Genomic DNA, 21,029 nt, shown 5'->3' on the forward strand with positions numbered 1-21,029 from the left:
CGTGGAAGGGTGACCTCCACGCAACTCACGCTGATCGGCTCCGCCTCGGCAATCGCGCCGCTCCACCTCGTAACGGTCCCGCAGTGCCGACGCGGCGCCCAGATCATGGACCGTCGAGCGTCCGGCAGCTGGGGCGAAGCGCAAAGTGCTCCGCGCGCGCAGTCCAGCGGTGCGCCCTCTATGCGTTCATTGGGGTGCGGCGACGTCGATCGCGCCCGGTGCGATCTTCGCCGTTACCGGGGTCTTCGCCAGCACCTCGCCGTCGATCGAGATGCGCTGCGGGGGGTGCATCGTGATCCTGAAGCATGTCCCGTGGAAATCCCTGCTGCAGGCATTCCTGTCCCGCAACTTGAAGAACTTCGCATACCAGTCTCGGGCTAGAGCAAGCTTGCTGCGCCCCACCACCGCTTGCAGCAACAATTCGCGCGAGCCGAGGCTGGCCTGGTCGGAAAGCTCGACGCCGCCATGATGCCCGCCATTGAGGATGCGAAGCTCGGTTGCCCACAAGCGCTCGGTGCGCTCGCCATCGTCGAGCTCGAGCCGGAAGGGTCGAAACGCAATCGAACATTTCAGCGCCCAGAGCAGATAGCCCATGCGCCCGCCATAGCGTTTCAGCGCATGCGGGACCGTCTCGCCGATCATGGTGGACAGCCCCACCGACGCGCCGTTTACGAAATAGTCCGAGTTGATCATCCCGAGATCCACTCTTCTTCGACGTCCGGTTGCGATTGCGGCAACGGCTCCGCTCAAATCGAGCGGCAACCCGAGCGAGCGCGCGAAGCTGTTTGCGGTGCCAAGAGGAAGCACCGCAAACACGCAGTCCGTCCCGACCAGCTCATCGACTACGCCCGACAGAGATCCGTCTCCCCCGCCGACGATGATCATCGGGACACCCTCGGCAACGGCTTGCCGCACCGTGGGAATCATCTGTTCGGGGTCATCGACCGCGTGACAGCTGCGCAACGTGATGCCCGCGGCGGTCAGCTGCTTGCGGGCCTCGTCAAAAAGGTCGCGCCCGCGTCGGGAATGCGCATTTACGACCAGCGAGGCATCCCGCGGCAAGGACTTCGTTTCCATTCCCCAACAACTCGTCGGGCGGAGATCCGGGCCCAGCAAATTGTGCGCCCGAGCGCGATTTCGGCCGACCGCCCGCCGGAGGCGAACCGCACGACCCGCGCGCTCGCGACCGGGCGCCCGCCATCAGCCGAATTCGACCACCAGCCGCGCGGCGAAGGCCCCCTCCTTGCGCAGATGCCCGGCGCTGCCCGGCGCGCGACGGAGCTTGGGCTGCTTGAGCAGCGGCTTGAGCATCAGGTGCAGCGTCGCGTGGTTGATGTGGCGCCCGAAGCATTCGTGGAGGCCATAGCCGAAATGGATATAGTCGCTTGCCGGACGGGTGGGATCGAAGCGCTCGGGATCGGCGATGCGGCGCGGATCGCGCATCGCCGAGGCGAAGGCGGCGAGCACCTGGGCGCCCGCGGGTATGGTCGCGGCGTGCGACGTTCCTTTGGCGATCGTCCAGTCCTGGAGCGCCTGGCGCGGCAGGCCGGGCGCGAGGGGATCGAAGCGCATCGCCTCATAGACATAGCCGCGCAGCACATCGTCCTCATCGGCGCGCGCGGCTTCCTGTGCGCCGGCCAGTGCCTTGGGGCGGCGAAGCAGCTGCTCCATCGCCTGCGGCACCACCATCGGCGGCTGCGGCGGCCCGCCGACGACGAAGCCCATCAGCGAGGTGCGGATCGCATCGTCGTCGAAACCCTGCCCCGCGGCCTGGAGCCGCAGGCAGCGTCCGAGCACATCGTCCTTGCCCGGATCGGCGCGGCGCTGCTCGATCTGCGCCTGGATATGCGCGCGCAACGCCGGCGCGATCGCATCGACATCGACGCGTAGCGCTGGATCATTGCCCTGGTCGGCGAACTGGAATTCGAACAGCCGCGTCGCCCAGACGCGCAGATCGCCCTGCGGCGTGGGGGGCACGCCGAAATAGTCCGCCAGCACGTCGAAGGTGACCCGGCGGACGAGTTGGTCGACCACTTCGACCTGCCCGCCCGAAGCCGCGACGATCGCCTCGGCCTGCGCCTCCGCGCGGGCGGCGAGCAGCGGCAGGTCGGCCGGCAGGATGACTTTGCGCATCGCCGCGGTATCATGACGATATTCGGGGGTGTCGCCCATGCCGAGGAAGAAAGGCTGGCCGCCCATGATCACGTCGAGCTTGGGCTTGTAGATCACCCCGAAGGCGGGATCCGTGGCGAAAACCTCGCGCACATCGTCATAGCGCGAGGTGAGATACATGTTGCCGAAGCGGATCACCGGCTTGACCCGGCGCAGCACGCTGAACAGCCAGGGCATCGCCGCGAACATCGTCCGCTGCATCCAGCCCTTGAACCCGGTCGGACCGGGACGGAGCACGTTGGTGGCAGTGAGCGGGTTCACAGGCTTGCCAGATAGTTGAGCGCCGGCATCGACGGCAGGAAGAAATATTCGCCGCCGGCCATCTGGACGAAGGTGTCGACCTCGATGATCCGGCGCAGCGGCTTTTCGGGGAGCGTGAAACCGCCCTTCGGCCCGAGCAGCGGATCGGTCTCGTCATACAGAAAGGCGAAGTTCGGGTTGAGCAGCCAGGTCTGCTGGATGAACTCGAACTGACGGGTGATGTCGGTGTTGAGCGCGATGAACAGCAGCCCGCGCTCCTTGCCATCGTCGACGCGCGGATCGGCGATCGTCGGGCCATATTTGCGGCCGCGGCGCAGGATGCGATGGTTGTTGGCGGCATCGAGCAGGGTCTGCTTGTCGCCCGGCGTCGGCGCCAGCCCGTCGCGCGGATTGGCGCGGCGGACATGGCTTCCCATCGGGCAGCCCATGCCGTGGCGATCGCGATCGTAAAAGCCGAACGCATTGTCGGGCATGTTATAGGAATTGGGGGCAGCACCCCTTCGGGACAAAGCAGATTGCCGTCGAGATCGCGCCCGATCACGCGCGTGGCGAGCCAGTTCGCGTCGTGCGATGCGCTGCCAGGATCGCCATGGCTGGCCGCGGCCTGCATCGAATTCCAGAAGGCGGCAACATCCTGCTTGAGCTCGCGCACGGCCATGTAGCTGCCGTCGAGCCCGAGATCGAGAAAGCCTTCGCCGCGCGGATGGGCGCCGAGCCCGGCTTTGCGCGCCGCTTCGCTATCCCGCACCACCGGCCCGGGGGCGATTTCGTGATGGCCGTTGACGTGCCCCATCAACAGCTCGCCGAGCGGCACGCCGTTCCACGGATCGTGCGGCGCATCGACGCCGCCGCGCAGCGTGACCGTGCCGGGCTCATAGGGCGCAGGCTGCGACACGCCGTCGGCAAAGCCGAAATGCTCGCGCGCGATGCCGCGCTCGTCGAGCCGCAAATCGAGCTCGAGCCGGTGGACGACGCTGACCTGGTGCGGCGCCAGCGCATCGCTGACCGACTTGCACCACGCCTCGGCGCTTTCCTCGTCCTTCTCGTAGAGCAGCAGCATCGCGTGGACGGTGATCGGCGTCTTGATACGCTGCTCGACGACCGCGGGCTCGTCATCGCCAAAGGCCTCGGCATCGGGCTCCTTAGCAGCGGCGTCGAGCGGGGTGTTTCCGCTCCAGCGCGGACCGCCGGGGATCACCGTACCCAGCCATTCCTCGCCGCGGCGATCGCCGAGACGGCGGAGCCGGTCTTCCTGGAACATGCCTTCCTTGAACGGCAAGTCGAACGAGGCGAGCGCATTGGCATCGAGCCCCATCTTCTTGAGCCCCAGCCAAGTGAAGCCGAGGCCGGCCGAGCGCGCTTCCTTGCCATCGGCATCGGTGATCGGCGCGACCTGCTGCAGCGCCGCGAGCCAGGCGCCGCCTGCCTTGCGCAGCGTCTTGTCCCAGCCGAACTCCAGGAACAGTGCGCGCCCGGTGGGCAGGTTCGAAAAGCCGCTGACCACCATCCCCTGGGTCAGCTTGTCGTGCGGCGGGGCGAGCTTCCAGCTCGGCGGGCCCTTGGCGCCGGGAGCGTCGCTCACAGGTCGAGGATCCATGTAGCGGCTTCCTTTTCAGACAGGCTGCGCTTGCGCAGTCCCAAGGCTATGCGGAAATTGCGCTCGACCTGCTCGGCGGTGAGATCCTTGTACGCCGAGTACCAGAAGCGGCTGACAGTCATCGAATGGCGTGCCCATTGCTTGAACTGGCTGCCATGGCTGGCGCCGTCCTTGACGAGGAAGCGGGTGGGCGGGAAGCCGACCCCGCAGCACCAGGCCAGCGTGAGCCCGGCATGCGCCTTCTCGATAAAATCGTCGAGATAGCTCTCCCAGGTCTGGTCGAAGTTCGAGAAGAACATCAGCCGGCTCTTGTTGTTGACCATCGCCCAATGCGCGAAATGGATCGTGCGCATCGAACCAAGATAGCCGCTGCGCGCGACGATCCGCAGCACCAGCCCGAGCCCGCGATGCCCGACGCGGATCAGGATCGCGCGCAGGATGCCCGGCTTGATCAGCACCACCGAGCCCATATGGTTTTGCGGGATCCAGTCCTCGCGCCGCGCCATCTCGCGCAGCATGTGCGGATCGACCGGCGGCGCGTCCTGCGCCGCATCGCGCCGCTCGATGATGCGCAGCCACAGCACGATCCCGGCAACGGTGACCGGAAGGCTGAGCAGCCCCCAGGCAAGCCAGACGAACATCGCCTCGGCCGAGCCGAACAGCGGTCGCCCGGTGAGTGCCGCGGCGATCGGCGTGGTGACTGCGGTCGCCACTGCGAGGTAGAGCAGCGCGAACAGGGCTAGCGGGATCAGCTGCTTGAAGAAAAAGGTCAGGAAGCTGAACTTGGTCGGCGTGGCGGTGCCCGGCAGCGCGACGCCAATCCGCTTGAGCAGCAGCGCGATCCCGGCGAAGATCACCCCGAGCAGCACCGCGAAGCGCACCCAGGGCATTTCGAGCTTGAGGATCAGCCCTGGCAGCGACAGCGCGAGCAGCACCAAAAGAATGAACACGCTCAATCGCGCCCAGTCGGTGATGTTCTGGACGAAGGTGATCCGCGCCGGCGGCTTCTGGTCGAGCCAGTCGAACCCGGGGCGCAGCGCGCCGCGCAGCCTGGCATGGATGCCCGCCGGAGTGAGGCTGCGATACGGCCCTGCCCCGCTGCCGCCGGCGTCCGCCAGTTCCTTGCGCGTTGCCAGGAACAGCTCACGCTCGGCAAGAATCCGGTCGCGGGTCATGCCGCGATTGCCCTGGTGATAGACGGTCGGCGTGAGCGAGCGGCGCTGGAGATAGGGGGCGATCGGCGCGCGCGAATCGGGGGCGGTCACCGAAGTGAACAGCGGCGCATCATTATCGAGCGGGCATTTGCAGCAACGCAGCATCGCGCGCAGATCGGGGCCGATCGCCGCCTCCAGCTGCGCCCAGAACGGCCCCGGCTCGCCATCGAAATTGGCTTCGATGACGAACAGCGGATCATAGTCGAAGCCGGGAAAGACGTTCAGCGACATGAAGTGCACCGACGGCACCAGCTTGAGGAAATCGGCGAACGGGCCGGTGCCTCCCGACGGATCCGGATTGCGCCGGTCGCGCAGCTTGTCGAGCAGCCCCGACAGATGGTCGTAGCTCTCGGGCTTTACCTCGAGCGCTACCGACAAGGTCGTTTGTCGCATCATCACCCCCAGATCCGGCAATCGTCTCCCCAGACGCGCCCAAGATCAACGGCAATGTTCCACACGACTAGCGACAAAGATAGGACAGAAACGACTTAGTCAGATTTAATATAGCCCAATCGCCCGCGGGCCAGGTCGAGCCATCGTCCAGGCACGACAAGGTCTCAGCCAAAGGTGGTGTCGAGGAACATCATCGCGGCGAGCCCGATCATCAACCCGGTGGTGACGCGCCCGCCGCCGGTGATCCGGGCATGGGCGTCGGGAATGATGTCCGACGCGACGACATAGATCATCGCGCCGGCGGCGAGGCCCAGCCCCCAGGGCAGGAATGCCTGCGCCACGGTGACGACCGACACGCCGATCAGCCCGGCGACCGGCTCGACCAGCCCGGTCGCCGCGGCGACGAGCGCGGCGGGGACGCGGCCATAGCCGATGCTGGTCAGCGCGACCGCGACGGCCAGCCCCTCCGGAATGTTCTGCAGGCCGATGCCGAGCGCAGTCACCCGCCCTGCATCGAAATCGCCACCGCCGAAGCTGACGCCGACGGCCATGCCTTCCGGGAAATTGTGCAGCGTGATCGCCGCGACGAACAACCAGATCCGCCGAGCGGAGGTGCTCGCGGCGATGCCGGGCGGGCCGAGCCCGAGATGATCGAGCGGCGGCAGCCATTTGTTGAGATTAGCGATCGCCACCGCGCCGAGCAGCACCGCGGCGGCGACCTGCATCGACGCGACTGCCGGCCGAGCACCCTGCGCCCGGGCGACTTCGATGGCAGGCAGGATGAGCGAGAAGAAGCTCGCCGCGAGCATCACGCCCGCCGCGAAGCCGAGCAGCAGGTTTTGCTGCTGGTCCGACGGGCGGCGCATGACCAGCACCGGGATCGCGCCGAGCGCCGTCGCCATCCCGGCGCACAGGCTGCCGAGCGCACCGGCGGCGATCACCGACTGGACGGGCTCGATGGCGATGGGGCTTCTCCTCTAGCGCTGAACGAACGGAAGCCGCGCATAGCAGTTCCAGACGCTACCGAAACAAAAAGAGCCGCGGCAGGCAAGCTGCCACGGCTCTTTTCGCGACCCGGGGAGGGATTGCTAGAACTTGATCTCCGCCGCGACGGTGAAGCTGCGCCCGCGCGGATCAGCGACACGCGGCTCCCACGAGCTGCCGGCGCCGGTATTCGAATCATAAGTGACGGCAAAGGGCGGATCGGTGTTGAACAGGTTCCGCACGCCCAGGGTCAGCTTGTAGCCCGGACCGAGGCCCGTATAGGCGACCGTGGCGTTGTAGGTGATATAGTCGTCGACGCGATCGTTATAGCCGGCGCGCACGGTGGATCCGTTGGCGATGCCGGGCAGCGCATAATTCTTGTAGCCCGAGCGGAAGATCTGGCTGAGCGACAGCATCACATCGTCGTTCGCCCAGCTGATAAAGGCATTGTGCTTCCACTTGAGGCCGAGGTCGCCGGCAAAGGTGAACACGCCGATCAGGCTGGGGCCATAGGGCTGCGACGGCAGAAACTTCTCGCGCTTCTTGAGCAACCGCGTGCCGTCGAGCCCGGCCGAAAGCACGCCGCCGCCCAACTCGAATCCGCCCCGTAGCGTGACTTCCAGGCCCTCGGTGCGCCGGGAGCCGATATTGTCGGCGCGAAGGTCGAGCACGGCGATCGTGCCGGCGTCGTTGCGGATGAACCGATCCCGGAAGAACTGGTAATTCTGATAGAGCTGGGTCGCGGTCAGCGATCCGATCGTATTGTCGACCGCGATGTTCCAATAGTCGACTGAAGCGCTGAACCGCGCGCTCGGCGTGAACACCGCGCCCAGCGAATATTGCTTGGACGTCTCGGGCCCCAGATCCAGGTTGCCGCCGGTCAGCGTGTCCGGGGTGATCGCCGCGCAGCCAGGCGTGACGTTGACCACGCCACCGGCCGCACAGGTGGTCGGATCGGTCTGGTTGGCACCCGGATTTGGGGACTGGGTGATGCCGTTGAATATCTGATTGAAGGTCGGCACGCGGAAGCCAGTATTATAGCTGCCGCGAAACATCAGCCATTCGGTCGGGCGGATCCGCGCCGTCACCTTCGGATTGGTGGTGGTACCGAAGCCGGTATAATCGTCGACGCGCACTGCGCCCGTGACCTCGAGCCAGGGCAGGATCGGCACCCCGATCTCGGCATAGGCTGCCTTCACGTCGCGGCTTTTGGAGCGCAGCGCGTTCACATTGTCGAAAGCGGCGTTGAAGATATCCGGCTGGCTGAGTGTCGCGGCATCCGAGCCGTTGAAGCTGTAGGTCTCGCGGCGATAGTCGACCCCGACCGCCAGCTGGACGTTGCCGCCCGGCAGGCGGAACAAGTCGCCCGCGATCGAGGCGTCGGCCTGCTTCACTTCATACTTGCCGCCGTAGAGCGTCGCGCCCCGCGCCGAAACCGCGTCCAGCGCCGCCAGCGCCTCGGGCGTCTGGTTGAGCGAGAAAGGATTCAGGATGCCGCTGTTGAAAAGCCCGACGATGCCGGGCGCGGAGGCACCAGGCGCCGTGGGCGCACGCGGATCGGCCTGGCCCGCCAGCGTCGCGCCGGTGCCCGATCCGAGCGCGGCCGCATTGGTCGCGAACACACCGCGATAATGATAGCCGCTGCCCAGCACCGAGGTGGATTCGCTGCGGGCATAGGACGCGCCGACATGATAGTCGAAGCCGGCGAGTAACGGGCCCTCGGCACCGATCGCGGCACGGAAGGTCTTGGTATCGGTCTCATATTCACGGCGACCGCAATCGATGCAGCGATAGCGGAAGGCGATCGGCTTGCCATAGTTGCCAAGCGCATCGACGGTGCGGTCTCCGACTGCGCCGATCGCGGGAAACACCGCCGCGATCTGGTCATACACCGCATTATAGGTCGATGCCGTCAGCGAATTGAGCGGATAGGCGATCGGCATCGACGTGTTGTTCGCCGAATACTGGTTCTCGGAGAATCGCTTGGCTGCGGTCGCGTGCGAGCCGGTGACTTCGGCGAAGATTTCATGGCTGCCGCCGAGGCGCACCGTGCCGCGGCCATAATAGGTCAGCGTTTCGAGCGGCTGCTGGAGCACCGCGGCGCGGCCGGTATCATAGGCGCAGGCATAGCGCGCACCCGGTGCGCTCCACAACTCATAGTCGTAAGGCATGCCGCCGTCGAAGCTGTCGCAGCCTGCGCCGCCGGGCAGGTTGAGCGGGTTGATGCCGCCGTCCGCCCGCGTGGTGGTACCAGGAACGGTCAGTCCGGTGAGGAACAGCGGATTGGCGACGCAGGTGCCCGCAGCAACCGTGCCGCTCGTGCACTGCGTGGTGCTGCCCAACAGCGAGCCGCCCTGGCTGATGCCGATGCCGGCAGCGGTCGGGTTGATCGGGAAGGCAGTGCCGAACGGCGTACCGCGCGTGTCGATCGACAGGCCGCGATTCGGCTGGTTGCCGTTCACGAAGTCGCGATCTCGCCCGTAGAGCACTCCGTTCCAGCTCTTCGACACCGAGCCCATGATGTTGAAGCCCTGCTTGTCGAGATCGCCATAGCCCGCGGTCGCCGACAGGCGGTAGATCGGCGCATCGCCTTGCTCGGTGATGTCGGTGAAGCCGGCAAGGTCCAAGCCCTGGAAGTTCTTCTTGGTGATGAAGTTGATCACGCCGCCAACCGCGTCGGTGCCGTAGATGGCGGACGCGCCGTCCTTGAGCACTTCGACCCGGTCGATCGCCGCGAACGGGATCTGGTTGACGTCCACCGCCGATCCGGTGAGGCCATGCGCGGCAACGCGCCGGCCGTTGAGCAGCACCAGCGTGGCGGCGCTGCCCTGGCCGCGCAGGTTCGCCGCCGACAGTCCGTTCGTGCCACGCTGTGCGCCGCTGGTCACGTCGCCGTTGGAGGCTAGGTTGTCGGCGCCGTTGCCATTGGTGCTGAGGTACATGATCAGCTGCTCAGGGCTGCTGATGCCGTTGCGCTGAATCTCTTGGGTGGTGACGACCTGCAACGGCACGGCGCTTTTATTGGGATCCTGGCGCAGGCGCGAACCGGTGACGAGGATCTCGCGCTCCTCTTCGCGATTCTGCTCGGTCTGCGAAACGGGGACCTGCGCGCTGGCGGGCGTCGTCGCGTCTTCGGTCGTGCTATCGCTGGTCTGGGCGAAGGCCGGTGCCGCAAGGGCAAGCGCGGCGAACGCCGTCCCCGAAACGAGAAGAGCCTTGAGCGACGTGTTACCAGCCATGTGTGCGAGCCCCCAGAGGCCCCGTATTCCCGCACGAGGCCGGAGTGCATTAAGTAACAAGAATGTTGCGGTGCGCCATAGTTTCTATGGGTAAATCCATAACCTGTCGGCATGTTGGCCTCGGGGCGTTGCGAAGCGGCCACACCGCGCGCGATTGACTGCGCGCGCGGCGCAGGCGAGCGTGGGACAAACATCGGGGACTCGCACATGCCGCAACACATCGCGCACCATCGCCGGGCCCTATCCGTTTGAGCGAAGCGACGACTGCCCCCGGACCGACGGCGCCGGGCTTCGGACGGCTGGCGCTCTACCTTCTGCTCGGCTTTGCGGCAGGCCTGCCCTTCTACATGTTCAACGCGGTGTTGCTGCTGCGCCTCGCGCGGCACGGCGTCGACATCGTGACGATCGGCTTCTTCGCCTGGGTGGCACTGCTGCCGACGTTCAAATTCGCCTGGGCGCCGCTGCTCGACAAATATGACGTGCCTGGCTTCGGCCGCTTCTGGGGAAAACGGCGCGGCTGGATCCTGCTTTCCCAGCTCGGCATCTTCCTCTCCACCGTGGCGATGGCGTTCACTGCGTCGGACGCGAACCTGCCGGTGACGGCGCTGTTCGCGGTGCTGCTCGCCTTCTGGACGACGACCCTCGAAGTCGCCGCCGACGCCTGGCGGATCGAACTGGCGCCGACCCAGGAGCAGCAGGGCCCGATGGTCGCGGCGAACCTTTGGGGCTATCGCAGCGCGATGGTCGCGGCGGGCAGCGGCGCGATCTACATCGCCGCGAAGAGCGACTGGACGACGGCCTATCTGGTCATCGCCGCGGCGGCATTCCTGCCCTTCCCGATCCTGGCGTGCATGCGCCCCGATCCCGGCCATGGCGGTGGGCGCGGCGCGGCGCTGGTCACCGGGCTGGTCGCCAGCGCCGCGGTGCTGGCAGCGAGCCTGGCGATTGCCGCTGCGGTCGGCTGGCTGCTGCTCGCCGCGCTCGGATCGGTCGGCCTCGATAACCCCGAAATCGTCAAATATTGGGTGTTCGCAGTCGCACTGCTGCCGTTCGTCGCCCTGGGCGCCGCAGTGCCGTGGCTGCAGAAGCTGCCGCCCGATGCACCGCTGCGGCGCTCGGCGGCGCTTGGCCCCTATGTCAATGTGGCATGGCGCTATGGGCTGCTCGTCATCCCGATCCTGCTGTTCGTTTCGGTCTATCGGATGGGCGACGTGATGGCGCTGACGCTGTCGCACCCGCTGTTCAACGCGCTGGGTTACAGCCTGGAGGCGATCGCCTTTTCCGATGGCGCGGTGGCGCTGGTATCGAGCATGCTCGGCGTCGCGCTGGGCGGCTGGCTCGCCGCCAAGGCGCCGATGGGCTGGGCGCTGGTGATCGGCGCGATCATGTCGGCGCTGTCGAACTGGATCTTCGCCTGGCTGGCGCACCAGGCGCCGGGCGGGCCGGTGTGGTTCCACCTCGGATCGATGCCGGTGACGGCGGGCGATTTCGACCTATACCTCGCCATGGCGGTCGACCAGTTCGGACACGGATTCGAAGGCGCGGTGTTCGTCGTCTATCTCTCGATGCTGGTCAACCCGCGCTTCCCCGGCGCGCAATATGCGCTGCTCTCGGGCCTCGCCTTCCTGATCCCGCGGCTGCTCGCCGGGCTTTCGGGGGTGTTCCAGAAGGCGATCGGTTATGACGGCTTCTTCCTGATGGCCGGGGCGATGAGCCTGGGCGCGCTGATATTCCTGCCCTTCATCCTGCGCGCCAAGCCGCGGCCCGACGACGATCTGCCCGAAGCGGTGGCCGCGGCATGATCGCGGCGGCCTTTGCGCCTGCCCGCGAGGCCATCGCGGCGGCCCGCATCCCGGGGGCGACGCTGGGGGTGGTTTCGGCAGACGGGCGGCGCTGGGTGACGCATAGCGGCATGGCCGCTCTGGTCCCTGAGCCCGAGCCGCTGACGCTCGACCATTGGTTCGACCTCGCCTCGGTCTCCAAGGTGATCGCGACGACGACGATGATCCTGCGGCTCGCCGACGAAGGCCGGATCGACCTCGACGCCCCGCTGACCAGCGCGATTCCCGACCTCCGGCAATATGACATGGCCGCCTATGAACGCGGCCTCACTTTCCGCGACTGCCTGGCGCACCGCACGCTGCTCCCCGCAGTCGAGCCGATCTACACCTATGGCGACGATCCGGCGCGGCTGCGCGCCTTCGTGCTCCAGCGCGAATGGAAGCAGATCGCGGAACCCGTCTATTCCGACATCAATTTTCTGCTGCTCGGCATCGCGATCGAGCGGGTGACCGGCGCGCCGCTGGGCGCATGGCCGCTCGGCAAGGGTCTCAGCTACGGCCCGCCGCCGGGTCCCGCCGTGGCGACCGAGCGCTGCATGTGGCGCGGGCGGGTGCTCAAGGGCGAAGTGCATGACGAGAATTGCGCGGCACTGGGCGGTCAGACCGGCCATGCCGGGCTGTTCGGCACCGTGGCGGGCGTGCTCGACTTTGCGCAGGGCGTGCTCACCGGCGCCTTTTCGGACGCGATGCTGGATGCGATCCGCACGCCTCAATATGCGCACCGCACTTGCGGCTGGGAGCGCAAGTTCGCCGGCTGGTCGGGCGGACAGGCCTGTTCGGACGAGACGATCGGCCATACCGGCTTCACCGGCACGGGGCTATGGATCGATTTCGATCGCGGCCTTGCCTGGACGCTGCTCACCAACCGCGTCCATCCGACGCGCCATTTCGACAGCGGCATCTTCACGTTGCGCCCCGCAACGGGCGATGCCGCCATCACCGCCTGGGAGGCCCTATGATTTCGCTGCTCGCACTTGCCATGGCGCTCGCCGGCCCCGACGCCGACGCCCCCACGCCCGCCGACAAGCTCGCGCACGAGCAGATGCTGGTGCTCGACACCCATCTCGATACGCCCGAACTGTTCGAGCATCCCGGCTGGGATTTCGATCGCTGGCACGATCGCGATTTCGACAAGAGCCAGATCGACTTGCCGCGGATGGAAGCCGGCGGGCTCGATGGCGGCTTCTTCGTCATCTACACCTCGCAAGGGCCGCTGACGCCGGAGGGCTATGCCGCCGCGCGCGACGGAGCGCTGACCCGCGAGATGTGGATCCAGCGCGTCGTCGCGGCAAATGCGGACAAGATGGAGTTCGCCACCACCCCCGCCGATGCCGTGCGGATCGCCAAGGCGGGCAAGCGCATCGTCTTCCAGTCGATCGAGAACAGCTATCCGCTGGGCACCGACCTGACGCTGCTCAAATGGTATTACGACCAGGGCATCCGCCTCGCCAGCCCGGTCCATTTCCGCAACAACCAGTTCGGCGACAGCGCGACCGACAAGGTCAAGCAGTGGAACGGGCTGAGCCCGCTGGGCAAGCAATGGATCGCCGAGATGAACCGGCTCGGGATGGTGATCGACGTCAGCCATGCCTCGGACGACGTGTTCGACCAGGCGCTGGCGCTGTCGAACACGCCGATCATCGCCTCGCATTCGGGGCCCAAGGCGATCTTCAACCACCCGCGCAACCTCGACGACGATCGCATGCGCAAGCTCGCCAAGGCCGGCGGCGTGCTCCAGGTCAACAGCGTCTATCTGGTCGAGGGCGACCATGACGAGGCGCGGAACAAAATCTCGGAGCGGCAGGACAATTGGTGGGTGCTGTCGGCGGCCGACCAGCGCAAGCTGATCGCCGACAAGGCCAGGGCCGACGCGACCAACCCCTATCAGGGCGCCGATTTCGAGCTGTTCATGAAGAGCCTGCTCCATTGCATCGCGGTGATGGGCGTCGACCATGTCGGCATCGGCGCCGATTGGGACGGCGGCGGCGGGGTGCGCGGCATGGAGGACATCACCGCGCTGCCGAAGATCACCGCAAGGCTGCGGCGCGAGGGCTTCAAGGACGCCGATATCGAGAAGATCTGGAGCGGCAATGTCCTGCGCGTGCTCGGCGCGGCGGAGGATTGGGCGGCCAAGCCGCGCTGATCAGTTGGCGTCGGCGATCAGTTGCAGCGTGGCGTCCATGATCGGGGTGGCGCCGGCGTCGGCAGGGATGTCGTTGATCAGGAACGAGAAGGTCAGCGTCTTGCCGCTGCGCGCGATCAGATAGCCCGATAGCGTGTTGGTGGCGTTGAGCGTGCCGGTCTTGGCGAAGAGCTTGCCTTCCAGCGGCGTGCCCTTGAAGCGGCGCGTCAGCGTGCCGTCGGTGCCGCCGATCGGCAGCGTATCGCGCCACTGCGCCCCCCAGGGCTGGGCAGCGATCCAGCGTAGCAGCGTCACCGTGCCGCGCGGGGCGATGCGGTTATAGCTCGACATGCCCGAGCCGTCGGAAAAGTCCCAGGCCGAGCGCGGCGCGCCGGCGGCCGCGAGCATCGCGCCGACCTTCGCCACGCCATCGGCGATCGAGCCGCTGCCTTCGATCCGTCCGAGCCGGCGGAGCGCCAGCTCGGCATGGACGTTCTGGCTGACCTTGTTGATGTGGCGAAGATCCTCGGCGAGCGGCGGCGGGGTGAGCCGGGCGAGCGCCGGAAACCCGGCGACTTGCGGCACCGGCATCGTGCCGCGCACTGCCGGATCGTCATTTGGCGCGAGCGGGCGGTGGCGCACCTGCACCGTACCGCCAACCTTAACGCCGCGCGCCACCAGCATCGCGCGCAGGCGCCAGGCGGCATAGTCGGCGGGATCGTCGATGCCGATATCCCAGCTCTTGGGCTTGGCGTCGGCGCCGATCGTGCCGCTGATCCGCACCAGCCTGCCATTGGGATCGCGGTCATAGCCAAGCGCCATTTTGTCGCCCGGCACGGTCTGCGCCTGATTGTCGATGCGGTAATAGCCCGGCAACGCGACCAGTGGCGCCACGCCTGCCTTGGCCGGGGTGATGGTGAGTTTGAGCGTGTTGTCGTCGAGAGTCAGCGCCGAGATGCCGGTGCCGGATTCGGTCGGGATGTTGTTCCAGCTCATCCCCGGGCTCCAGCGCTGGTCGGGGAAGAAGCTGTCGTCGCCGATCACGTCGCGGACATGTCGGGTCTTCGCGGCGACCGCGTCGGCGAGCGTGGCGAGGCAATCGGTCTTGCAATCGTCGGCGCTCGACAGGCGCGCATCGCCATGGCCCTCGAGCACGACATTCTCGCCCTCGATCCGCACCGAGGCGCCGCCCTCTGCATCGGGCTGGTTCACCGTGGGGAGGGTCGCAAAGGCAGCGGCGGTGGTGAACATCTTGGTGTTCGACGCCGGCATGAACCGCCCGTCGGGATTGACCGCGACGATCTCCTTGCCGGTCTCGTCGGCAACGACCAGCCCGAAGCGGGTGCCCGGCACCGCCTCGGCGAGCTTGGCCTCGACGCGCTGCTGGAGCGACTGGGCGTGGACGCAAGGCGCAGTAACGAGCGCGACGGCGAAGAGAACGGGCTTCATGGCCGCCACCTAGGCGCGATCCGGCGCGCGGTACACCGCTTCGTCGAGCTCGCCTTCCCAGCGCGCCACCGTGGTTGCGACGGCGAGGTTGGCACTTGCGCTGGGCACGGTGCGAGTCATGTCGAGCAGCCGATCGAAGGGCAGGACGAAGCCGACGACCAGCGCGGTCTGTTCGGGCGCAACGCCCACCGCCGAGAGCACCGCGGCGAGCATGAACAGCGAAGCCGAGGGCACCGGCGCGGTGCCGAACGCGGCGAGCGCGCCGGTGAACAGCACGGTGGCATAGACTTGCGGCGTCAGCGGTACGCCGAACGCCTGCAGCGCGAACATGCTGAGCAGCCCGACATACATCGCGGTGCCGTCCTTGCCGATGCTCGCGCCCAAAGGCAGCACGGTGGAGAAGACCGGGCGCGCGACGCCGAGATTCTGCTCGGCCACCCGCATTGCCACCGGCAAGGTCGCCGAGCTCGATGCAGTCGAGAAGGCCACCACCAGCGCATCGACGATGCCGCGAAAGAAGGGGACGAGCGGAAGCTTCGCGATCAGTCGCAGCAGCACGGCGTGGACGAGCAGGATCTGGAGCAGCGAGCCGAGCACAACGGCAAGCGCCAGCCAGCCGACGTGAACGAAAACCTGCGCGCCGTTCGCCGCGACGGCATTGGCGATCAGCGCGAACACGCCGAACGGCGTCGCCTCCATGACGATGCCGACGACCTTGAGCAGCACCGCCGAAGCCGATTGAAGCAGCGCGGCGAAGGGCTTGCCCACCTCGCCCGCCACCACCGTGCCGACGCCGATCAGGATCGCGACGAAGATCAGCGCGAGCATGTCGCCCTTGGCGAGCGCGTCGACGATGTTGAGCGGGATGATGTTGATCAGCTGCTGGTACGGCGTCACCGGATCGCCGAGCGCATGCGGGGCCGCGGTGCCGAGCGGCGCGCCGAGGCCGGGGCGCACGAGCGTGGCGACGAGCATCCCGATCGCCACGGCGCAGGCGGTGGTCAGCGCGAACAGCCCGACGGTGCGTCCGCCCAGCCCACCGAGGCGCCGGGGATCGGCGAGCGCGGTGATCCCTGCCGCGATCGTCACCAGCACGATCGGCGCGACCAGCATCCGGATCGCGCGGACGAACAGGTCACCGAGGAACTGGACGTAGGGCGTCCCCGCCGGCCAGAGCAGCGCGAAGACCAGTCCGAGCACCAGCGCGCCGAGCACGCGCTTCCATAAGGCGATCGCGAACCAGCGCCGCAGCATCAGCGGCAGCTCCCCAGGGTCGGCCTGTGCGGCAGGGCGCGACCAGCGGCGGCGCCGGTGAGCGCACCCTTGTCGACCGCAACGACGCCGTTGACCACCACCGTCTGCACGCCCTGGGCGAGCTGAGTGGGCGCTTCATAGGTAGCGCGCGCGGCATAGCTCCGGGGATCTAACACCACGAGATCGGCGAAACCGCCCTTGCGCAGATGGCCGCGGCCTTCGAGCTTGAAGGTGTCAGCGGTGAGCGCCGAGCTGCGCTCGATGAAATCGCGCAGGCTGAGCACATGATCCTGCACGACATATTTGGCATATTTGCGCGCGAAGGTGCCGTAGACGCGCGGATGACCGCCCGAGGCGTCCGACCCGGTCATCACCCAGGGGCGCTGCATGAACGCGGCGATGTCCGCCTCGCTCTGGTTGAACGAGACGACGCCGGGATCGGCGATGCGGATCACCGCGATCGCCGACTCGACTGCGTCCTTGCCGAGCGCCGTGGAGACCTGAGCGAGCGTCTGGTTCCGATACTTGCCCTCGACGATCAGCAGCTTCTCGGCGCCGCCGCGCTTGCGGAGATTTTCGGCGGTCCCGGCGCGGAGCCTGGCTCCAAGCGCGGGATCGTCGAAGCGCTTGAGCAGCGCCGGGCGGCCGCCATCCTGCGCCCAGAGCGGCATCAGCGAGGCGACGAGGCTGGTGCCGCTGGCGTCCCAGGGATATTGATCGGCAGTGACGTCCTGCCCTGCGCGCCGCGCGGCCTCGACCTTGGCGATGATCGCCGGCGCCTGGCCCTGCACATCGACGCCGAGCGCCTTGATATGGCTGATATGCGCCGGAAGCCGGCCTTCGCGACCGATCCGGATCGCCTCGTCGATCGCCGCGGCGAGGCCAACGGTGTAGGAGGATTTGTCACGGATATGGCTGTCATAGACGCCGCCGCGCGCGCCGGCCTCGCGGGCGAGCGCGATGACTTCCTCGGTTCTGGCGAAGCTCTGCGGCGCATAGAACAGTCCGGTCGAGAGGCCGAGCGCGCCGTGGCACATCGCATCGATGACCAGCGCCTTCATGTCGGTCATCTCGTCCGCGCTCGGCGCGCGATCGGCTTCGCCCACGACTTTCTCGCGCACCGCGCCGAAGCCGACATAGGCGGCGAAGTTGATCCCGACCGGACGGGCGAAGGCGCTGCCGAGGACCTTTGCAATGTCAGGGCTGCCGCCGCCGTCATTGCCGATGAACGCCGTGGTCACACCCTGCATCAGGAAGGCCGGAATCAGCCGCTTGGCGGGATCGTCCGAAGCGAGGTCTTCGCCCATATGGGTGTGCGGATCGATGAAGCCCGGCGCGACGATCATGCCCTTCGCGTCGATGGTGCGGGCAGCCGACAGCCCGAGATGCGGTCCCACCGCAACGATCCGGTCGCCGCGGATCGCGACGTCGCCGGTGAACGGTGCGTCGCTGCCGGTATAGACCGTGCCGCCACGGATCAGCAGATCGGCCGGTTCGGGCGGGGCAGCCCCCAGCGCCAAGGCCGCGATCCCCAACAGCAGCGCGACCTTCATTGCGTCCCCCAGAAACCCTTTTGCGGCGGCGCCAGATAGCCGGCTTGGTCGCGCACGCCGCCGGGGCGATCCTCCCTGAGCCAGACCGGACCGTCAAGATCGACGAAGTCCGACATCCGCGCGATATGGAGCGCTGGCGCGATCGACAGCGACGAGCTGACCATGCACCCGGTCATCAGCCCGAGTCCGCGCGCGCGGGCTGCGTGGGCAAGCTCTAGCGCGGCGGTGAGCCCGCCGGCCTTGTCGAGCTTGACGTTCACATGGCCGTAGCGCCGCGCAATCACGTCGAGATCCGCGGCGAGATGGACCGATTCATCGGCGCAGATCGGGATCAGTGGGGTGAAGTCCTCCAGCCAGGAATCTTCGTTGGCGGGCACCGGCTGTTCGAGCAAGTCGACGCGCAGCTCGGCCAGCAGCGGCTGCATCGCCTCGACCAGATTGCGGTCCCAGCTCTCATTGGGATCGACGATCAACCGCGCCTCGGGCGCGGCGGCGCGCACGGCGCGGATCTGCGCGTCGGGGATGCTCGCATCGACCTTGACCTTGAGCAGCGGCGCCCCCGCGATCCGGTGCGCCGCCGCGCCCATCGCCATCGGGATGTCGATCACCACGGTGAGCGCGCTGGCAATCCGGCCGGGCTCAGGCGCGCCCAGCAGCGCGGCGACGCTCGTCCCCGCCTGGCGCGCTTCGAGGTCCCAAAGGGCGCAGTCGAGCGCGTTGCGCGCCGCGCCGGCGGGCAGCAGCGCCAGCAGCTCGGTCCGCCCCGCGCCGTCCTCGATCGCGCCGCGCACGCTTTCGATCGCGGCGAGCGCACTCTCGACGCTCTCGCCATAGCGCGGATAGGGCACGCCCTCGCCGCGCCCGACGATACCGCCTGCCACCAGCTCGACCGTGATCACATCCGCCTGCGTCTTCACGCCGCGTGCGATCCGGAAGGGCTGGCTCAGCGCGAAGCAGTCGTGCCGCGCGCGGAGGGTTCGAGGCATAGCAGCTCGTCGAGGATCGGCTCGACGCCAAAGGCCATCGGATCGGTGCAGGGCAGGCCCAGCCGGTCTTCGAAGCGGGCACAGAGCGCGCGCGCCGCATCGGCATCGAGACTGGAGGTATTGAGGCACACGCCCACCGCGCGCACCGCCGGGCTGGTAAGGCGTGCGACATGGAGATTTGCCGACAGGCACTCCTCCAGGTCGGGCAGCGCGCGGCCGGGGATGCCGCGCATATGGGTGCGTGCCGGATCGTGGCAGAGCACGAGCGCCTCGGGCTGGGCGCCGTGGAGCAGCCCGGTCGAGACGCCGGCAAAGCTCGGGTGGAACAGCGAGCCCTGGCCTTCGATCAGATCCCAGCCGTCATCGTTGCGCTCGGGAGCGAGCTGCTCGATCCCGCCCGAGATGAAATCGGCGACGACCGCGTCGATCGGAATGCCACCGCCTGCGATCAGGATGCCGGTTTGCCCGGTGGCGCGGAAATCCGCGACGATGCCGCGCCGGCGCAGCCCTTGGGTGAGCGCGAGCGTGGCGTACATCTTGCCGACCGAGCAATCGGTGCCGACGGTGAGCAGCCGATGCCCTGCCCGCGCATAGCCGGTGCCGACGCGCAGATCGGCGGGTGGATCGCGCACGTCGAACAATTGGAGGCCCTTCGCCTTGGCCAGCGCCGCCAGCTGCGGCTCGTCGCGCAGCCGGTGGTGGAGCCCGGCGGCGATGTGCATCCCCGCCCCGAGCCCGGCCACGGCATCGTCGACCAGGTCGCGCCCCAGCGTGCCGCCCGAATTGGCGATGCCGAGCACCAGCGTCTTCGCCCCCGCCGCCGCGCCCTGCGCGATCGTCATGCGCGGCAGGCCGAGGGTGAGCGGGCAATCGTCGTGCCGAAACTCGCCGACGCAATCGTCGGGGCGGAACGCGGCGAGGCCGCGCGAGGTCTTGATGCCGATAAAGTCGGTGCTGTGGCCGAGATAGAGCAGGAAAGGCGCAGGGATCATATTGAGAACCCTGGTAATCTGCCTGGGGCGTGCCGCCCGCATAGCGTCTGCGGGCCGAGCCATAGCAACAGGTTATGGCACGTCGATCACCCCGCGCAGCGTCTTGAGGAAATCGGTGGCGAGAGCGGTGGGCGGGCGATTGTGCAGGTACATCGCGTGAACGCCGAACGTGATCGACGGTTTCAGCGGCCGCATCGACAGGCCGGGCACGAGCGAGGCTTGCGCGGTGAAGCTGTCGACCACGGTCATCCCCACGCCCTGCCGGACCAGCGCCGTTGCGATATAGAAGGTTCGCGCGAGGATCACGTCGTCGAGCGACACGCCCTGGCGCTGGACTTCCTGGGTGAACAGCTGCCCCATCGGCCCGCTGGTCGCCAGGCTGATGAAGCGCTGGCCCTCGAGGCAGTGCAGGTCGCAGCGCGGCGGGGCATCGGGCATGTCCTGCTCGCGATAAAGCAGCACCAGCTCGCCCTCGCCGAGCGCGAGATGATCGATCGGCGCGGCGGGCGGCACTTCATAGGCGATGGCGATATCGGTCTCGCGCTCGAACAATTTGCGCAGCAGATCGTCGTGATGGACGGTCTGCAAGTCGAACTTGACGTTCTCATGCCCCTGCAGGAATCGCGCGACGGCGGTGGGCAGCGCCTGGAGCGCCAGGCTGGGCAGCGCCGAAATGCGCAGCATCGCCCCGGCGCCGCGGCGCAGATTCTTGCCCGCCTCGCGCAGCGCATAGACGCGGTCCTGGATCTCCGAGACTTCGGTGAACAGCGTGTGCGCGTCCTCGGTCGGCACCAGCCGGCCGTTGGTGCGCTGGAACAGCGGGAAGCCGAGCAGCAATTCGGCGTGGCGGAGCATCTTCGAGACCGAGGGCTGCGAAACGTTGAGCGCGCGCGCCGCGCCGCTGACCGACCCGTTGACGTATACGGCGTGGAAGATCTCGATATGCCGCAGGTTCATGGGGGGCAGACTATC

At 67.5% G+C, this 21,029-nt stretch carries 15 protein-coding genes; 3 read left to right on the forward strand and 12 right to left on the reverse strand.

Going from position 1 to position 21,029, the window contains the following annotated elements; genetic code table 11:
• Nucleotides 1-186: 186 nt before the first annotated feature.
• The 6 genes from AB2M62_RS14330 to AB2M62_RS14355 form a co-directional block, all read right to left on the reverse strand.
• The gene (locus tag AB2M62_RS14330) at nt 187-1,077 is read right to left on the reverse strand and encodes a diacylglycerol/lipid kinase family protein (RefSeq protein ID WP_404334803.1); all 891 of its coding nucleotides are present in this window, start codon (nt 1,075-1,077) and stop codon (nt 187-189) included.
• A gap of 123 nt (nt 1,078-1,200) precedes the next feature.
• A complete protein-coding gene (locus AB2M62_RS14335; RefSeq protein WP_404334804.1) occupies nt 1,201-2,433 on the reverse strand; it encodes a cytochrome P450 in 1,233 nt (410 codons plus the stop codon).
• Entirely contained in the window at nt 2,430-2,906 is a 477-nt protein-coding gene (locus AB2M62_RS14340; protein ID WP_404334805.1) for a hypothetical protein, read from the reverse strand. The genes AB2M62_RS14335 and AB2M62_RS14340 overlap by 4 nt, the downstream gene beginning before the upstream one ends.
• Before the next feature lie 1,105 nt (nt 2,907-4,011).
• Nucleotides 4,012-5,640: a hypothetical protein gene (locus AB2M62_RS14345; RefSeq protein WP_404334807.1), complete on the reverse strand. Its 1,629-nt coding sequence runs from the start codon at nt 5,638-5,640 to the stop codon at nt 4,012-4,014.
• A gap of 161 nt (nt 5,641-5,801) precedes the next feature.
• Entirely contained in the window at nt 5,802-6,578 is a 777-nt protein-coding gene (locus AB2M62_RS14350) for a ZIP family metal transporter (RefSeq protein ID WP_404334809.1), read from the reverse strand.
• Between the two features lie 147 nt (nt 6,579-6,725).
• On the reverse strand, nt 6,726-9,860 hold the full coding sequence (locus AB2M62_RS14355) for a TonB-dependent receptor domain-containing protein (protein ID WP_404334811.1): 3,135 nt from the start codon (nt 9,858-9,860) through the stop codon (nt 6,726-6,728).
• A gap of 248 nt (nt 9,861-10,108) precedes the next feature.
• Between AB2M62_RS14355 and AB2M62_RS14360 the strand changes: the two genes are divergently transcribed.
• The 3 genes from AB2M62_RS14360 to AB2M62_RS14370 are packed head-to-tail and all read left to right on the forward strand — an operon-like array spanning nt 10,109 to nt 13,844.
• On the forward strand, nt 10,109-11,662 hold the full coding sequence (locus tag AB2M62_RS14360; RefSeq protein ID WP_404334812.1) for a permease: 1,554 nt from the start codon (nt 10,109-10,111) through the stop codon (nt 11,660-11,662).
• Entirely contained in the window at nt 11,659-12,660 is a 1,002-nt protein-coding gene (locus AB2M62_RS14365) for a serine hydrolase domain-containing protein (protein WP_404334814.1), read from the forward strand. Before AB2M62_RS14360 ends, AB2M62_RS14365 begins: the two co-directional genes overlap by 4 nt.
• Nucleotides 12,657-13,844 (forward strand): dipeptidase, encoded by a 1,188-nt coding sequence (locus AB2M62_RS14370; protein WP_404334815.1) that lies wholly within the window; start codon nt 12,657-12,659, stop codon nt 13,842-13,844. Before AB2M62_RS14365 ends, AB2M62_RS14370 begins: the two co-directional genes overlap by 4 nt.
• On the opposite strand, the gene dacB is transcribed toward AB2M62_RS14370, so the two are convergent.
• From dacB to AB2M62_RS14400, 6 genes are all read right to left on the reverse strand, one after another.
• The gene (dacB, locus tag AB2M62_RS14375) at nt 13,845-15,272 is read right to left on the reverse strand and encodes a D-alanyl-D-alanine carboxypeptidase/D-alanyl-D-alanine-endopeptidase (RefSeq protein WP_404334817.1); all 1,428 of its coding nucleotides are present in this window, start codon (nt 15,270-15,272) and stop codon (nt 13,845-13,847) included.
• Nucleotides 15,273-15,281: 9 nt separating this feature from the next.
• On the reverse strand, nt 15,282-16,526 hold the full coding sequence (locus AB2M62_RS14380) for a dicarboxylate/amino acid:cation symporter (protein ID WP_404334819.1): 1,245 nt from the start codon (nt 16,524-16,526) through the stop codon (nt 15,282-15,284).
• Nucleotides 16,526-18,079 (reverse strand): amidohydrolase family protein, encoded by a 1,554-nt coding sequence (locus AB2M62_RS14385; RefSeq protein WP_404334821.1) that lies wholly within the window; start codon nt 18,077-18,079, stop codon nt 16,526-16,528. The genes AB2M62_RS14380 and AB2M62_RS14385 overlap by 1 nt, the downstream gene beginning before the upstream one ends.
• Nucleotides 18,076-19,065 (reverse strand): N-acetyl-D-Glu racemase DgcA, encoded by a 990-nt coding sequence (gene dgcA / locus AB2M62_RS14390; RefSeq protein ID WP_404334822.1) that lies wholly within the window; start codon nt 19,063-19,065, stop codon nt 18,076-18,078. The genes AB2M62_RS14385 and dgcA overlap by 4 nt, the downstream gene beginning before the upstream one ends.
• The gene (dgcN, locus tag AB2M62_RS14395) at nt 19,023-20,057 is read right to left on the reverse strand and encodes an N-acetyltransferase DgcN (protein WP_404334823.1); all 1,035 of its coding nucleotides are present in this window, start codon (nt 20,055-20,057) and stop codon (nt 19,023-19,025) included. The genes dgcA and dgcN overlap by 43 nt, the downstream gene beginning before the upstream one ends.
• A 72-nt stretch (nt 20,058-20,129) precedes the next feature.
• Nucleotides 20,130-21,014, reverse strand: a complete 885-nt coding sequence (locus AB2M62_RS14400) for a LysR family transcriptional regulator (RefSeq protein ID WP_404334824.1) — start codon at nt 21,012-21,014, stop codon at nt 20,130-20,132.
• Between the last annotated feature and the right edge of the window lie 15 nt (nt 21,015-21,029).

This window comes from Sphingomonas sp. MMS12-HWE2-04, from assembly GCF_044881185.1.
In the GTDB taxonomy this organism is placed as follows: domain Bacteria; phylum Pseudomonadota; class Alphaproteobacteria; order Sphingomonadales; family Sphingomonadaceae; genus Sphingomonas.

Bases quoted from the DNA above. Each gene is read 5' to 3' on its own strand.
- dgcN (WP_404334823.1), bottom strand. From the start codon at position 20,057: ATGATCCCTGCGCCTTTCCTGCTCTATCTCGGCCACAGCACCGACTTT.
- AB2M62_RS14330 (WP_404334803.1), bottom strand. From the start codon at position 1,077: ATGGAAACGAAGTCCTTGCCGCGGGATGCCTCGCTGGTCGTAAATGCG.
- AB2M62_RS14380 (WP_404334819.1), bottom strand. From the start codon at position 16,526: ATGCTGCGGCGCTGGTTCGCGATCGCCTTATGGAAGCGCGTGCTCGGC.
- AB2M62_RS14400 (WP_404334824.1), bottom strand. From the start codon at position 21,014: ATGAACCTGCGGCATATCGAGATCTTCCACGCCGTATACGTCAACGGG.
- AB2M62_RS14385 (WP_404334821.1), bottom strand. From the start codon at position 18,079: ATGAAGGTCGCGCTGCTGTTGGGGATCGCGGCCTTGGCGCTGGGGGCT.
- dacB (WP_404334817.1), bottom strand. From the start codon at position 15,272: ATGAAGCCCGTTCTCTTCGCCGTCGCGCTCGTTACTGCGCCTTGCGTC.
- AB2M62_RS14370 (WP_404334815.1), top strand. From the start codon at position 12,657: ATGATTTCGCTGCTCGCACTTGCCATGGCGCTCGCCGGCCCCGACGCC.
- AB2M62_RS14340 (WP_404334805.1), bottom strand. From the start codon at position 2,906: ATGCCCGACAATGCGTTCGGCTTTTACGATCGCGATCGCCACGGCATG.
- AB2M62_RS14345 (WP_404334807.1), bottom strand. From the start codon at position 5,640: ATGATGCGACAAACGACCTTGTCGGTAGCGCTCGAGGTAAAGCCCGAG.
- dgcA (WP_404334822.1), bottom strand. From the start codon at position 19,065: ATGCCTCGAACCCTCCGCGCGCGGCACGACTGCTTCGCGCTGAGCCAG.
- AB2M62_RS14365 (WP_404334814.1), top strand. From the start codon at position 11,659: ATGATCGCGGCGGCCTTTGCGCCTGCCCGCGAGGCCATCGCGGCGGCC.
- AB2M62_RS14355 (WP_404334811.1), bottom strand. From the start codon at position 9,860: ATGGCTGGTAACACGTCGCTCAAGGCTCTTCTCGTTTCGGGGACGGCG.